Consider the following 14,647-nt stretch of genomic DNA (forward strand, 5'->3'; position numbering starts at 1 on the left):
CCCGGTTTTGGGGACGGCCGATGGTCGATGCTCCGCCGGACATGGTAGGGCATCTGGCCGTGAGCGCCAGTCGGCTTGTCTTGGGCGCTGCCCGGGCATGCCGCCCCGGTGCGGGACGGCGTGGGCGTGGCGCTTTCGGTGCTGCAGGACTAGTCGAATCCCCAGGTGGCCGCGTTACGGTGGACCGGTGTGGTCTTGATGACACTGGGCCCCCGAGGCCGGTCGAGCTCTCAGGGTGCGGTCTCGTTGGACTGCCAGGGCAGGTTCGCCCTTCGCGCCGCCGTCACCGGGCAGTAGTGCATCGGCTCGCCACGGACGGCTTCGGGAGGCAGATTGCGTATCGGGGTGTCCAGTAGTGGTGCGTCGGCGGGCACCGCTCCGGCCAGCCGATCCCAGGCGTCGCGGCAACGAGGATGTTTGCGGTAGCGCTCGGGCAACAGGTGCATGAAGGTGTTGACGGCCTTGCCGAACCGGCGGAAACGGCGCTCGTCACGTTCTGACCACGTGAAGCCCATCAGATCGCGAACGGGCTGGTCGTACAGGCCCACCGTCAGCCAGGTGAAGAATCGTTCGGTGGGGCGGACCAGTTGTTTCCAGACCGGCCGGGGCATCCACGACATCCACGGGGGCGGCGGCAGTTCGGAGATGTCCAGTACCGTGCGGACGGCGGGATGGTCTTGAAGGACGTTGCGGCACATGTGATCCCAGTACTCTCCGAACTCCTCGTACGTATCCGGGCATGGCCGGGTGCTCACGCCGTACATCGCGTACCAGGTGCGTGACTCCTCGAACAGCTGACGTTTCTCCGCTTCGGTGATCGGTGGTCCGAAGACCTCCGCGCACCGGATGTTGCCGTACCAGAAGGTGGCGTGCGCCCAGTAGAAGACTTCCGGATCGAGCGCGTGATAGCGGCTGCCGTCGGGCATCGCACCCTTGATCTCGCGGTGGTAGTCCCGAACCTCGCGGCCGGTGTCCTCGGTGCCGTCGAACACCACCCCGATGATCGGATACAGCGACCGCATCAACCGCTCCCAGCGTTCGCCGAAGAAGTCGGAGTGCTCCCACACTGCCGCACCGAGCTTGGGGTGCATGTTCTGCATCGAGCCCGACCACAGGCCGATGAGCATTCCGTGCCAGCCGCCGAAGAACTTCCAGGTCACCGAATCCGGGCCGAGCAGTTGTGGCACGGGCTCTGATGCGGGCGGGACGGGCGTGGTGATCGGTCGGGTATCGCGCAGGTCGGTCACGGGAGACATCCTTCGTCGACGGCCGGTGCCGTGGGACACCAATGAGACGAAACTGTAGATCCGTCTCACGGGAGTGTCAACCGCCACAGCCGAATGGATGAAAGCTTTTGCCGGGGCGACAACTTCGCATCGCCACCCCAAGTGGCGGCTAAGCTGACCGATGTGGCCGGGCACAGCATCGAAGCGGATGGATACAGCGCACAGATCGCCGCGACCGGCGCGGGGCTCCGGGCCGTCAGGTGGCGCGGCCGGCTCCTCACCGAGACCTGGGAGATCGAACCGGGGGTCAAGCCTCCGCTCTCGTGCGGATTGGTGCTCTCGCCGTGGCCGAATCGCACCGGCGACGGCCGATACACCTTCGACGGCACGTCGTACGAGCTCCCCATCACAGAAGCCGGGCGGAACAACGCCAACCATGGCTTCGTGCGGATGGTGGACTGGAATGTCCTAGACCAGACCCCAACGTCGGTGACCCTCGGCGTTGCCGTCGGGCAGCATCCCGGTTGGCCGTTCGACCTCCAGCTGACCGCCACCTACGCCGTGGGGCCCGATGGCCTCACCGTCACCCACACCACCACCAACACCGGGACCATCCGCGCGCCGTACGCATTGGGGCAGCACACCTTCGTCCGCGTGGGCGACGTCCCTGCCGACGACTGCTCACTGCAGCTGGCTGCGAAGAAGTACCAGCCGCTAGACCCCGAACGCCAACTCCCCGACGGCGACCCCGTCGACGTCGCCGGCACCGAGTTCGACTTCCGGACACCACGACCGGTCGAGGGAGTGTGGCTCGACACCCCGTTCACCGCGATGGCTGGTGACGACGGCATCATCACCCATCGCCTGATCGGCTCGGACGGGACCACCGAACTGTGGACCGACCTCAACTTCTCGTGGGTCCAGGCCTTCACCGCCGACCCGGGCCACGACCAGCCGTACCCCGGTCGCGGCAGGGCCGTGGCCATCGAACCGATGACCGCGCCGCCCAACGCCCTTGCCACCGGGACCGATCTGATCGTGCTCGAACCGGGCCAGATCTGGACCGGCCGCTGGGGCCTGCGATTCCGGGAATGAGGGTGGCGCCGTGAGAGAAATCGTCGTGTGTGGAGAAGCGCTGGTGGACCTGGTGCCGTCTGCGCCCGGTGCGCTGAGTCCGCTCACACCTGCCTTGGGCGGCGGCCCGTTCAACGCCGCGATCACCTTGGGCCGGCTCGGGTCCGCGGTGTCGTTGTGCTCGCGGGTGTCCACCGACGCATTCGGCGATGCCCTCGCTGATGCACTTCGTTCCGCCGGCGTGAATCTCTCTCTGCTGCAACGTGGTTCGGAACCGACCACGCTTGCTCTCACCAGTATCGGCGACGACGGATCGGCGCAGTACAACTTCTATCTGCAGGGCACCGCCGACCGGTTGGTCGCCGATCCGGGTGAGCTGCCGCGCACGGTCGCCGCTCTCGCTTTCGGAACCTTGTCGATGGTGCTCGAGCCCGGCGCGAGCGTCTACGAGAAGCTCCTGCACCGCAGTCATGGCGAGGGCCGCCTCACACTGCTCGACCCCAACATCCGCGCCGGTGTGATCGATGACCCCGACGCTTACCGCAAGCGCTTTGCCTCGTGGTTGCCGTCGCTCGACATCGTCAAGGTGTCCGACGACGACGCCGAATGGCTGGCCGAGGGCGCCGCGGGAACAGATCCGGACCGCTGGATCGAAGCCGGCGTGGGCGCGGTTGTCATCACGCACGGCGGCGATGGACTCAGTGTTCGCACGCCCGACCTCACCGCGCATGTACCCGGCCGGAGAGTCGATGTGATCGACACCATAGGGGCAGGTGACACGATTTGTGGCGCCCTGCTGCATTGGCTGGGAACCCGCCGCTTCCTCGACCCCGCGCTGCTCCGCACGATGACCGAAAACGACTGGTCAGAGGCCCTGCGGTTCGCTTCCCGGGCGGCCGCGATCACCGTGTCGCGGCCCGGTGCGGACCCTCCGTGGGCGGGCGAGCTGGAAACCGACTAGGTTGTTAACCGGGTCGCACGATCGTTACGACGGCCCCGGAGGTAAAACACCTGCACCGGTTCACGAGACCGGTGCAGCCCGTCGAAAAGGGGAGGACCAAGTGTCCGCCGAAACAGTGTCTGCCAACGGATCGGCAGCGGAGGCCAAGGCCACGTTCAGCTATCCCGGCGGCGAGATCAAGCTTCCCATCGTCGAAGCGACAGAAGGTGCCAACGGCGTCGGACTCGGGAAGTTCCTCGCCGAGACCGGACTCACCACGTTCGACGGCGGTTTCGTCAACACGGCGTCCACCAAGTCGGCGATCACCTACATCGACGGCGATGCCGGAATCCTGCGCTACCGCGGATACCCCATCGAGCAGTTGGCGAAGGGATCGAGCTTCCTCGAGGTCAGCTACCTCCTGATCAACGGCGAGCTCCCGACCCCGTCCGAACTCGACGAGTTCACCAACAAGATCAGTCGCCACACGCTGCTGCACGAAGACCTCAAGCGATTCTTCGACGGTTTCCCGCGCAACGCGCACCCCATGCCGGTGCTGTCCAGCGCAGTGAATGCCCTGAGCGCGTACTACCAGGATTCCCTGGACCCGAAAGATCCCGAGCAGGTCGAGCTTTCGACCATCCGCCTGCTGGCGAAGCTGCCCACCATCGCGGCGTACGCCTACAAGAAGTCCACCGGACAGCCGTTCCTGTACCCGGACAACTCGCTGAACCTGGTCGAGAACTTCCTGCGGATGACGTTCGGTTTCCCGGCGGAGCCCTACGAGGTCAACCCGGACGTGGTCAAGGCCCTCGACATGCTTTTCATCCTGCACGCCGACCACGAGCAGAACTGCTCCACCTCCACGGTCCGCCTGGTGGGGTCGTCGCAGGCCAACTTGTTCACCTCGATCTCCGGTGGCATCAACGCACTCTGGGGCCCGCTGCACGGCGGTGCCAATCAGGCCGTGCTCGAGATGCTCGACGACATCAAGGCCTCCGGTGGCGACACCAAGGAGTTCATGAACAAGGTCAAGAACAAAGAAGACGGCGTCAAGCTCATGGGCTTCGGGCACCGGGTCTACAAGAACTACGACCCGCGGGCCGCGATCGTCAAGGAGACCGCCGACCAGATCTTGGAGCTCCTCGGCGTCAACGACGATCTCCTCGACATCGCCAAGGGGCTCGAAGAAGTGGCCCTGAGCGACGACTACTTCATCTCGCGCAAGCTGTACCCGAACGTGGATTTCTACACCGGTTTGATCTACCGCGCGATGGGGTTCCCCACCCGGATGTTCACCGTGTTGTTCGCACTCGGCCGGTTGCCCGGCTGGATCGCGCACTGGCGTGAGATGAACGCCGACCCGACCGGGAAGATCGGCCGTCCCCGGCAGATCTACACCGGATACACCGAACGTGACTACCTGAATATGGATCAGCGCTGAACCATGACAAAACCTGAGATCGAATTCCCCCAAGGCCCCGCACCCACCGAACTGGTGAGCACCGACCTGGTGATCGGTGACGGCGACGTCGCTGTTGCCGGTGGAGTGGTCGACGTCCACTACGTCGGCGTCGAGTACGAGACAGGCGAGGAGTTCGACTCCTCGTGGAACCGCGGCCAGTCCGCCAACTTCCCGCTCGACCGGCTGATCCCCGGCTGGCAGGAGGGTATCCCCGGTATGAAGGTCGGCGGCCGCCGCCAGCTCACCGTGCCGCCCGAGCTCGCTTACGGGCCCGAGGGTGCCGGACACCGGCTGTCGGGTAAGACACTGATCTTCGTGATCGATCTGCTCGGCGTTTCCTAGGTCCCGGTACGCAATTTTCGCAGCAGCCCTGCACGGTCACCGTGCGGGGCTGTTTGCTGTCTCCAGTACCTACGCTGGTTGCCCCCGGTGAACGGGCGGTGATCTCCTGGGCGTTCACAGCCACTGACGGCTTTGTGCGCGATAGGTTTACGGGGTGATCGCGCACCCGTTCATCTACGAGATCAACACGTGGCCGTGGCTCGACGAGCTCAGCAGGAGGTGCGGCCGGCGCGTCGAATTGGGTGGTGTCCCCGGCGAGGTGTGGGACGCGATCGCGGCGTCCGGTGCTGATGCGGTGTGGCTGATGGGGGTGTGGCAGCGCAGCCCGGCCGGTGTCGCGATCGCCAGAGCGGACGAGGCGCTGGTGCAGCATTGCCGGGACATCCTGCCCGACTTCACCATCGATGACATCGTCGGTTCGCCGTACTGCATCCGTGGATACGAGGTGGACCCGATGCTCGGCGGCCCCGACGGGCTGGCGTCGGCACGGCAGGCCCTTGCCGACCACGGGATTCGCTTGATCTTGGACTTCGTGCCCAACCATGTTGCGCCCGACCAGTCGTGGACCACCGCGCATCCGGAGTTCTTCGTCGGCGGCACCGCCGATGACCTGCGCGAGGAACCGACGTCCTTCATCGAGGTCGGCGATAAGGTACTCGCGAACGGCCGCGACCCCTACTTCCCTGCGTGGCCCGACGTCGTGCAACTCAATGCCTTCTCCACCGAGTTGCGTGCGGCCGTCATCACCACCCTCACGCGGATCGCCGAACAGTGTGATGGCGTCCGGTGCGACATGGCGATGCTGATGATGAACGACGTGTTCGGCAGAACCTGGGGTGAACGCGCGGGAGATGTTCCGTCACAAGAGTATTGGCCGCTCGTAATCGGCGCTGTGAGGTCGGTGCACCCCGACTTCACATTCATCGCGGAGGCGTACTGGGACCTCGAGGCCGCCCTGCAGGAGCAGGGATTCGACTATTGCTACGACAAGGGTCTGTACGACCGCTTCGTCGAAGGCGGTGACTCTGCCGCGGTCAGAAGGCAACTCGATGCCGAGCCGGGCCATCTCAGCCGGCTCGTCCGATTCCTCGAAAATCACGACGAGCCCAGGGCTGCATCGGTGTTCGCGCTCGAGGGGCACAAGATCGCGGCAGTCACGTCGTTCACCCAGCCCGGCGCGAGGTTGGTCTACGACGGCCAGTTCGAGGGCCGGCGCGTGCATCTCCCTGTGCAACTGGGCCGCAGCCCGGTGGAGGAGGTCGACAACGAGCTGCTCGACTTCTACGGCCGGCTGACGAACATTCTGCGCGACACCACATTCCGTACCGGATCGTGGGCCACGGCCGAGATCACCGGATGGGCCGACAACTCCACAACAGCGGATCTGCTGGCATGGACCTGGCATGGGGATAGCCGCTGGCTCGTCGTGGTGAACCTCGGCGACAAGGTCGCCAGTGGCATGGTTCGAGCACGATGGGACGGCCGTGGGGCACTGGATCCGCAGCACGTCACGCAGGTCGATGAGGTCGACCTCATCGACGACACCCGCGACTTGCGATATCGCCGGAGCACCGCCGATCTGACCGACGGCCTGTTCGTCGAGCTGGGCCCCAGGCTGTGGCACCTGTTCCGGGTGGAGCCTGCCCCTGCGGAGAACACTGCCGATGATGCTGAACGCGAGGCGATCTGAGTGAACGGGCAACACCGCCGGCCAGGTGGTACAGCCGAGCATCAGCGTCTCGCCGAAGCCACTGGCCGTCTCGAAGACGGGTTGCACGATGCGAACCCGTGGTACCTATGGGGTCCGTATCTGTCCGAGCGGGCATGGGGGACGGTGCGCGAAGATTACAGCGACGACGGAAACGCATGGGACCACTTCCCCCATGACCATGCGCGTTCCCGTGCCTACCGCTGGAACGAAGACGGTATGGCCGGGATCTCCGACATCGGGCACGAGTTCTGCCTGTCGTTGGCATTGTGGAACGGCGTCGACCCGATCCTCAAAGAGCGCATGTTCGGACTCACCGGCCCGCAGGGCAATCACGGTGAAGACGTCAAAGAGTACTGGTGGTATCTGCAGGGTTTGCCGAGTCATGCTCTGCTGCAATGGCGTTACCACTACCCGCAGGCGGCGTTTCCCTACGAGCAACTGGTGGTGGAGAACGCCCGGCGCGGACGCGACGACTTCGAGTACGAGCTGCTCGACACCGGGGTCTTCGACGACGGCCGCTACTGGGTTGTCGATGTCACCTATGCCAAAGCCGGTCCGACCGACATCCTGATGACCATCAGCGTCACCAACAACGGCGCGGACGACGCGTCGATCGACGTGCTGCCCACCGGCTGGTTCAGGAACACCTGGCGCGCCGGCGGCGAGCAGAACATCCCGGGTTTGGCCGCCGACGGTGATGCGGTGGTACTCCAGCACGCCCGGCTCGACGGCTACCGACTGCGGGCGGCGCCGGCAAGTGATGGCACCGAGCCGCGGGTTCTGTTCTGCGACAACGAGACCAACATTCCCAAGATCTTCGGCGGTGACCCGATCACGCCGTACCCGAAAGACGGGATCAACGACCACGTGGTCGCGGGCGCCGCGACGGTCAATCCGGCGCAACACGGAAGCAAGGCAGCCTGGTGGTACCACCTGGACGTGCCCGCGGGACATACGGTGCAGGCGCGGGTGCGGTTGTCCGGACCGGACGCCGCCGGCTCCAGTGAGAATGACTGGGCGGGAGACGACTTCGGCAGAATCGCCGCGCTGAGGCAAAGCGAGGCGGACGAGTTCTATACCGCCATCGGACCCGATCTCGACACCGAGCAGATGCGGATCCTCACCCAGGCCGCCGCGGGTTTGATCTGGAGTAAGCAGATGTACTCCTATCAGGTCGCGCGATGGCTCGACGGTGATCCCGCGGAACCGCCGCCCCCAGCGGGACATCAACACGGGCGCAACACCGATTGGCGACACCTCGATGCCTTCGACATCCTGGCGATGCCGGACCCGTGGGAGTACCCGTGGTTTGCTGCCTGGGACCTGGCTTTTCACTCCATCTCGTGGGCGCATCTGGATCCGGCATTCGCGAAGTATCAGTTGATAGTGCTCCTGCGGGAGTGGTTCCTGCACCCCAATGGTGCTCTGCCCGCCTATGAGTGGAGTTTCGACGACGTCAACCCGCCGGTGCATGCCCTCGCGGCGCTGCGGGTTTTCAACATCGACGGCGGCACCGACATCGAGTTCCTCGAACGGGTCTTCCAGAAGCTGCTGCTCAACTTCACCTGGTGGGTGAATCGACAGGACCCGCACGGCAACAACGTTTTCGGTGGCGGGTTCCTCGGCCTCGACAACATCAGTCCGGTCGACCGATCACACCTTCCGCCGGGCACCACGCTCGAGCAGTCCGACGGCACGGGGTGGATGGCGTTCTATGCCGAGGCCATGCTGGGCATTGCGCTGGCACTGGCCGACCATGACCCCGTCTACGAAGACATGGTGATCAAGTTCCTCGAGCACTTCACCCTGATCGCGCAGTCGCTCAAGGAATCCGGTCTGTACAACGTGGAAGACGGCTTCTACTACGACCGGCTGACTGACCCTGACGGCACGTGCGAGTCGATCAAGGTGCAGAGTCTTGTCGGGTTGATCCCGGCACTGGCCGCCGCCGAGATCCCTGCGCGCAATGCCCAGCGGATGAGCAGGTTACGGAAACGATTCACCCGGCGGTTCACGGCTCTCGGCATCGGGGGCGCGCAGTCGTGGCGGATCCGAACCGACGACGACAAACCGCGCATCTTGCTGTCGGTGCTGTCTGCCGACCAGTTGCGGTCGTTGATGCGCACGGTGTTCGACGAGGACGCAATGCTCTCCGACCACGGTCTGCGCTCTTTGTCGAAGAAGTACCGCGAGCCGTACACGTTGCCCGGTGCCACCGGGGCGGTCATCGATTACGAGCCCGCGGAGTCGCGGACCGCCATGTACGGCGGCAACTCTAATTGGCGGGGGCCGGTGTGGTTCCCGATCAACTACCTGGCGATCCGGGCGCTGGTGCAATATGGGCGCTTCTTCGGCACCGAGGCGACGATGGCTTACCCCACCGGCGCGGACGCCGACTCGGACTTTTTCGAGATCGCCCAAGACCTGGCGGACCGGCTGGTGTCGATCTGGTTGCCCGACGCGGACGGCCGCCGTCCCGTGTACGGGGGAACAGAGATCTTCCAGACCGACCCCGCGTGGAAAGACAACCTGTTGTTCAACGAGTACTTCCACGGAGACAACGGGGCCGGTCTCGGTGCGAGTCACCAAACGGGATGGACTGCGCTGGTCATCGACCTGCTGTTGCATCCGCCGAAGCATTCGCGACATTGATGTACCACCCTTCGCCGTTGTTTTCGGCAGGATGGGTGAATGGACCAACAACCGATCCTGCTCTGGTTTCGTCGAGACCTGCGGCTGGGTGATCTGCCACCGCTGCTGGCCGCGGAGGGCAGGCGCGTCCTGGCCTGCTTTGTCCTCGACCCCAGACTCGAGGCATCGTCGGGCGATCGGCGACTGGCGTTCTTGTTCGAGTCGCTCCGTGATCTGCACAACCAGCTCGACGGCAGACTCCTGGTCGTCCGCGGTGCGCCCGAGCAACAGATTCCCGCCATCGCGAGGGCGATCGACGCCGAGGCGGTGCACATCACCGCCGACTTCGCCCCGTACGGACGTCGTCGAGACCGCAAGGTGGCCGAAGCGCTCGGCGACGTGCCGCTGCGCGCCGAAGGATCGCCCTACGCAGTGACGCCCGGTCGCGTTCGCAAAGACGACGGTGAGCCCTACCGGGTGTTCACCCCCTACTTCCGTACATGGAAGGCACACGGATGGCGGGAGCCGGCCGACACCGGAGTGGAGTCCGCGGACTGGATCGACCCCGGTGACGTCGCAGGTGTCGACTCCATCGACATTCCCGACCCGCCGGCCACACTCGACATCCCTGCCGGCGAGCACGCCGCGCACGAGCGTTTTGCCGAGTTCATCGCCGACGGCGTGCTCGGGTACGAGCAGGACCGCAACCGGCCCGATCTCGAGGCGTCGAGCCGGATGTCGGCGTATCTGAAGTACGGCAACATCCATCCGCGGGCGATGCTTGTCGAACTCGACAAGTCCGAGGGGGCCGGACAGGCCGCCTACGTCAGGGAACTGGCGTTCCGGGACTTCTATGCCGATGTGCTGTACCAGCGACCGGACTCGGTGTGGTGGAACCTGAACAAGAAGTTCGATGCGATGGAGCACGACTCGGGATCGGACGCCGATGCGGACTTCGACGCGTGGCGCGACGGGAAGACCGGATACCCGATCGTCGACGCGGGGATGCGTCAGCTCTCGGGGAGTGGGTTCATGCACAATCGGCTGCGCATGATCGTCGCCTCATTCCTGGTGAAGGACCTCCATGTGCCGTGGCAGCGCGGCGCCGCATGGTTCCTCGATCAACTCATCGACGGCGACATGGCGAGCAACCAGCACGGTTGGCAATGGGTCGCCGGGTCGGGAACCGATGCGGCACCGTACTTCCGGGTGTTCAACCCCACCACGCAGGGCAAGAAGTTCGATCCCTCAGGGGATTACGTACGCCGCTGGGTTCCCGAGCTCCGCCCCATTCCCGGTAGCGCTGTCCACGAACCCGGCGCGCTGCGGCCCGACGACTACCCCGAGCCGATCGTGGACCACTCGGCACAGCGCCGGGTCGCCCTGGATCGCTACAACCAGCTCAACTGAATCCCACCGTGCGGGCAGAAAATTCCTCCGCTGGGGGAGTGTCAGATCGGTTTCTTCAGCTCCGGGTTCTCCGCGTAGATCTCGTTGACGATCGACATGTCGAAGATGTCGGCCGGCTTGATGTCGTAGCCCGCCTTGGCAAGCGCTTCGATGTTCAGCTCGATCAGCTCATCTGACATCGTCAGCAGGCCATTGGCTTTGGTCTCGTCCGACACCACCAGGGTGTTCTGGGCTTCGGCTTCCTTGATCTGCTCGCCGAGTTCGAGGCCGCGATCCTTGCCGTACTTGGTGACGGCCAGCTCGGCCGACTTGGCGGGGTCGGCCACCGCGTCGTACCAGCCCTGGATGTCGGCCTTGATGAAGGCTTTGAGCTTGTCGCGCTCGTTGTCGATGGTCTCCTGCCGGACTACGAGGGTCTCGGCGACGAGGGGCAGATTGAAGTCGGCGAACAGGAAGTTCGCGTTGGGGAAACCGCCCTCTGCCAACGTGATCGGCTCATTGGTGACATACGAGACCCAGCCGTCGACTTCACCTTTGGTCAGTGGGGTCGGGTCGTACTGCACGGTGATCTTCTGAATGTCCGAGTCGGTCATGCCATTTGCGGTGAGCAGTGCCTTGAAGACGTTCTCGTTCGACGCCTGGACGCCGATCTTCTTCCCTTTCATCTCCTCGGGACTCAGGATCGGGCTACCCGCCGACGACACGATGCAGAAAGGGTTCTTCTGGAACGTCGCGGCGACGGTCTTGAGCTTGGCGCCCTGCAGGATCACGGGGGCGGTCAGCTGCGGGGCGGTCATACCGATCCACACCTTGTTCGACGTCAGGCCCGTCTCGACGCCGGTGCCCGGTCCGCCGCCGGTGATCAGTTCGGGGGTGCCGAGTCCGGCGGCTTCGTAGTAGCCGTTCTCGATGGCGAAGTACTCGCCGGCGAACTCGATGTTCTTCTGCCACGACAACTGCACCTTGGGATTGGTGGTGCTGTTCCCACCGCTGTCGCTGCTGCCGGAGCTGCACGCAGCGAGAACACTGGCGCTTCCGACAGCGCCACCGGCGATCAGAGAGTACCGAAGGAAGGATCGGCGGTCGAACGTGTAAGCCATGTGCAGACTCCTGTTTTCAGTGAACGTCGGCGGTACTTCAGATCGAGATCCGCCTTCGGCAGAACTTAAGGTGGCGCGGTTTCGGCCACATTGCGCACGTGCGTTTGTTTGTAACGAGTTGTGAATCTGCCCCACCGGCAGCTGATCTACGTCGGTGTGGTGCCCATCTGCGCCAGCACGAGCTTCTCGGCGACACCGACAAACGCATAGAGCACGATGGACGCGACCGTGATGACCAGCACGGACGCCCACAGCTCGTTGTAAGCCGCCGCGGGCAACGCCTGCTGGAGGGTGGCGCCTAAACCTTTGTTGGTGCCGAGCCATTCGGCAACGGTGGCTCCGATCATGGCGCCGGGCACCGAAACCTTGGCCGCGGCGAACAGTGCTGGAACAGCCGAGGGCAACGCCGCCATCCTCATCGCGGTCAGGCGGGTTCCGCCGTAGGCCACGATCACATCGTTGATCTGCCGCGGCGCATTCGCCAGGCCGGTCATGATCATCACCAACGCGGGGAAGAACACCACGATCCCGCCCATCACCGCGACGACGGCCACACCGCGTCCCACCACAAGCGTGATCAGCGGGGTCATCGCCACCAGCGGTACCGACCGCAGCAACATGGCGATCGGCATGAACGTCTGGGCAACCGGGCGGAACATCACGAACAGCGCGGCGGCGACCACTGCTGCGCCCATGCCGCACACGAACCCGATCCCGGCGTCTTTCAGCGTGATCCACAGATTGTCGAGGATCGCGCTGCGGTCGGCCGAGGCTGTCGGGTCGGTGAACAGGTAGTGGAACACATCCACCGGGGTCTTGCCGATGATCGGGCCGATGTCCGGGTACGCCAGCAGGAACAACCACCAGATGGCCAGGATCAGGAAGAACGAGATCACGAGCGAGCCGATGAACTTGGCGATCTCCCAGGCGATCGCCTTTCCGTTGCCGGCGTTCGCCCGGGCTGCTGCGGCCGCGGGAACCGGTGCGGTCGGTGGAGCTTGGGACGTGGTGGTGGCGGTCATTTGCTGCCTGCCATTCCGGTGCTGTAGCGGGTGACGAAGACCGAGAAGAACGCCACGATGCCGTAGCCGATACCGGCGACTGCTCCCGCGACGAGAGCGATCGCCCACACGGCCGGGATGTCGCCGCTCTGCTGGGCGATGATGAGCGCCGGCCCCGCACCCTTTTCCGGCATCGCCAGGAACTCGCCGAGCACGGCGCCGAGAACCGCTGCCGGTGCGGCGATCTTCAACGCTCCGAAGGTGCTCGGCAGAGCCGAGATGATGCGTACGCGCACCAGCTGCGAAAAGGTGCCTCCGCCATAGACTTTGACAAGGTCGAGGCTGGCCTGATGTGGCGAGCGCAGGCCCGACAACGTTCCGATCATCGTGGTGAAGAACACCGAGATCGCCGCGAGGAACACGATCATGGTCTGTACCTCGGCGAACGCCACCTGCACGATGGGCGCCACCGCGATGATCGGCGTGCAGTAGCTGATGATGGCCAGCTGTGTGGCCACGCCCTCGATCAACGGGATGATCACCACCAGCAGCGCCAAGACGATGGCGAGTACGTTGCCCCACAGAAACCCTCGTAGAGACAGTTCGATCGTGGGTGTGAAGTTGTTGATGTAGTGGTCCCAACCCTTGTCCCCGATGGCGTCGACGACGGCCAGCGGGGTGGGGATGGTGCCTTTGAACCACTCGAAGTACCCGGCCATCGTCCAGATGATGAGGACCGCGACAATGCCGATTGCTCCTGCACCCCAGCGCTTCCCGGCCAGTTGTGCCCGGCCGGTGATCTGCGCGCCGCCCATCCCTTTGCCTGCGGTCAGGGTGGTCACGCGACGCCCGCCGATCCCTTGTTGCCGAACAGCAGGCCGCTGAGGTGGTCGTGCAGGGCGTGGAACTCGGGCGTCCGCATCATGTCGGGTACCCGCGGGCGGGGAAGGTCGATGGTGACCGTCTCCAGGACCCGTCCTGGCCGGGGACTCATCACAGCGACGACATCGGAGAGGAACACCGCCTCGGCGATGCCGTGGGTGACCATGAGCGTGGTGGCCGGCTTCTCGGTCCAGATCCGCAGCAGCTCGATGTTCAGGCGCTGGCGGGTCATGTCGTCGAGGGCACCGAACGGTTCGTCGAGCAACAGCGCTGTGGGCTTGACGACCAATGCGCGGGCGATGGATACGCGCTGTCGCATACCTCCGGACAGGGTGGCCGGTTTGGCCTTCTCGAAGCCCTTGAGGCCGACCAGGTCGATCAGCTCGTCGATGAAACCCTTGTCGACGGAGATTCCCGCGACCTGCAGCGGCAGCTTGATGTTCGATTCGACACTGCGCCACGGCAGCAGCGCTGAGTCCTGGAAGGCGATGCCCAGCCCGTGTTGCGACTGGAGTTCTTTTGGTGATCTCCCGTTCATCAGCGCCGTGCCGGCGGTGGCATCCTCGAGACCCGCCAGGATGCGCAGGACCGTGGATTTCCCGCATCCCGATGGCCCGAGAAGCGAGAGGAACGCGCCTTCGGAGGTCTGCAGGTCGACGTTGTCGAGTGCGGTCACCGACGACCCGCCCCGCAGTCCCGCGGACTTGAACTCCTTGGTCAGCCCGGAGATGTTGATACCGGTGCCCAGCGGCCGGGCAGCCTTGGGTGCGGTGGGCGATTCGTCCGTAACACTCATCGACGGAGAGTCAGCGTGGGTCATATCGGGCGACGCTAGGCGTCTGGAGTTTCTTCGCGGTTACACCCG

12 protein-coding genes are annotated in these 14,647 nt (G+C 64.7%); 7 read left to right on the forward strand and 5 right to left on the reverse strand.

Features of this window, described 5'->3' with window-relative positions; translation table 11 throughout:
* Positions 1–230: 230 nt before the first annotated feature.
* On the reverse strand, positions 231–1,256 hold the full coding sequence (locus WIMU1_RS05880; protein ID WP_084248012.1) for an oxygenase MpaB family protein: 1,026 nt from the start codon (positions 1,254–1,256) through the stop codon (positions 231–233).
* Between the two features lie 132 nt (positions 1,257–1,388).
* On the opposite strand from WIMU1_RS05880, the gene WIMU1_RS05885 reads away from it, so the two are divergent.
* The 7 genes from WIMU1_RS05885 (at position 1,389) to WIMU1_RS05915 (ending at position 10,799) form a co-directional block, all read left to right on the forward strand.
* Entirely contained in the window at positions 1,389–2,321 is a 933-nt protein-coding gene (locus WIMU1_RS05885; RefSeq protein WP_255283864.1) for an aldose 1-epimerase family protein, read from the forward strand.
* 10 nt (positions 2,322–2,331) lie between these two features.
* Positions 2,332–3,261 carry a carbohydrate kinase family protein gene (locus WIMU1_RS05890; protein ID WP_062795474.1) on the forward strand — a complete coding sequence of 310 codons (930 nt, stop codon included), beginning with the start codon at positions 2,332–2,334 and terminating at the stop codon, positions 3,259–3,261.
* A 100-nt stretch (positions 3,262–3,361) separates the two neighbouring features.
* Positions 3,362–4,684, forward strand: coding sequence for a citrate synthase (locus tag WIMU1_RS05895; RefSeq protein ID WP_023960053.1), 1,323 nt, complete (start codon positions 3,362–3,364; stop codon positions 4,682–4,684).
* 3 nt (positions 4,685–4,687) lie between these two features.
* A complete protein-coding gene (locus WIMU1_RS05900) occupies positions 4,688–5,047 on the forward strand; it encodes an FKBP-type peptidyl-prolyl cis-trans isomerase (protein ID WP_023960055.1) in 360 nt (119 codons plus the stop codon).
* Between the two features lie 154 nt (positions 5,048–5,201).
* Positions 5,202–6,737, forward strand: a complete 1,536-nt coding sequence (locus WIMU1_RS05905; RefSeq protein ID WP_062795475.1) for an alpha-amylase family protein — start codon at positions 5,202–5,204, stop codon at positions 6,735–6,737.
* Positions 6,738–9,410 carry an MGH1-like glycoside hydrolase domain-containing protein gene (locus tag WIMU1_RS05910; RefSeq protein WP_062795476.1) on the forward strand — a complete coding sequence of 891 codons (2,673 nt, stop codon included), beginning with the start codon at positions 6,738–6,740 and terminating at the stop codon, positions 9,408–9,410.
* A 39-nt stretch (positions 9,411–9,449) separates the two neighbouring features.
* A complete protein-coding gene (locus WIMU1_RS05915; RefSeq protein WP_062795477.1) occupies positions 9,450–10,799 on the forward strand; it encodes a cryptochrome/photolyase family protein in 1,350 nt (449 codons plus the stop codon).
* 41 nt (positions 10,800–10,840) lie between these two features.
* Here the strand turns inward: WIMU1_RS05915 and WIMU1_RS05920 are convergent, their stop codons facing one another.
* From WIMU1_RS05920 to WIMU1_RS05935, 4 genes are all read right to left on the reverse strand, one after another.
* Positions 10,841–11,899 (reverse strand): ABC transporter substrate-binding protein, encoded by a 1,059-nt coding sequence (locus WIMU1_RS05920; RefSeq protein WP_062795478.1) that lies wholly within the window; start codon positions 11,897–11,899, stop codon positions 10,841–10,843.
* A gap of 146 nt (positions 11,900–12,045) precedes the next feature.
* A complete protein-coding gene (locus tag WIMU1_RS05925; RefSeq protein WP_245969110.1) occupies positions 12,046–12,921 on the reverse strand; it encodes an ABC transporter permease in 876 nt (291 codons plus the stop codon).
* On the reverse strand, positions 12,918–13,715 hold the full coding sequence (locus WIMU1_RS05930) for an ABC transporter permease (protein WP_062795933.1): 798 nt from the start codon (positions 13,713–13,715) through the stop codon (positions 12,918–12,920). The genes WIMU1_RS05925 and WIMU1_RS05930 overlap by 4 nt, the downstream gene beginning before the upstream one ends.
* Before the next feature lie 23 nt (positions 13,716–13,738).
* Positions 13,739–14,578 (reverse strand): ABC transporter ATP-binding protein, encoded by an 840-nt coding sequence (locus WIMU1_RS05935; protein WP_062795931.1) that lies wholly within the window; start codon positions 14,576–14,578, stop codon positions 13,739–13,741.
* Between the last annotated feature and the right edge of the window lie 69 nt (positions 14,579–14,647).

This window comes from Williamsia muralis NBRC 105860, assembly GCF_001598915.1.
In the GTDB taxonomy this organism is placed as follows: domain Bacteria; phylum Actinomycetota; class Actinomycetes; order Mycobacteriales; family Mycobacteriaceae; genus Williamsia; species Williamsia muralis.

Excerpts from the sequence above, each read along its gene's own strand:
- WIMU1_RS05880 (WP_084248012.1), bottom strand. The coding sequence starts at position 1,256 with ATGTCTCCCGTGACCGACCTGCGCGATACCCGACCGATCACCACGCCC.
- WIMU1_RS05900 (WP_023960055.1), top strand. The coding sequence starts at position 4,688 with ATGACAAAACCTGAGATCGAATTCCCCCAAGGCCCCGCACCCACCGAA.
- WIMU1_RS05915 (WP_062795477.1), top strand. The coding sequence starts at position 9,450 with ATGGACCAACAACCGATCCTGCTCTGGTTTCGTCGAGACCTGCGGCTG.
- WIMU1_RS05920 (WP_062795478.1), bottom strand. The coding sequence starts at position 11,899 with ATGGCTTACACGTTCGACCGCCGATCCTTCCTTCGGTACTCTCTGATC.
- WIMU1_RS05925 (WP_245969110.1), bottom strand. The coding sequence starts at position 12,921 with ATGACCGCCACCACCACGTCCCAAGCTCCACCGACCGCACCGGTTCCC.
- WIMU1_RS05930 (WP_062795933.1), bottom strand. The coding sequence starts at position 13,715 with ATGGGCGGCGCGCAGATCACCGGCCGGGCACAACTGGCCGGGAAGCGC.
- WIMU1_RS05935 (WP_062795931.1), bottom strand. The coding sequence starts at position 14,578 with ATGAGTGTTACGGACGAATCGCCCACCGCACCCAAGGCTGCCCGGCCG.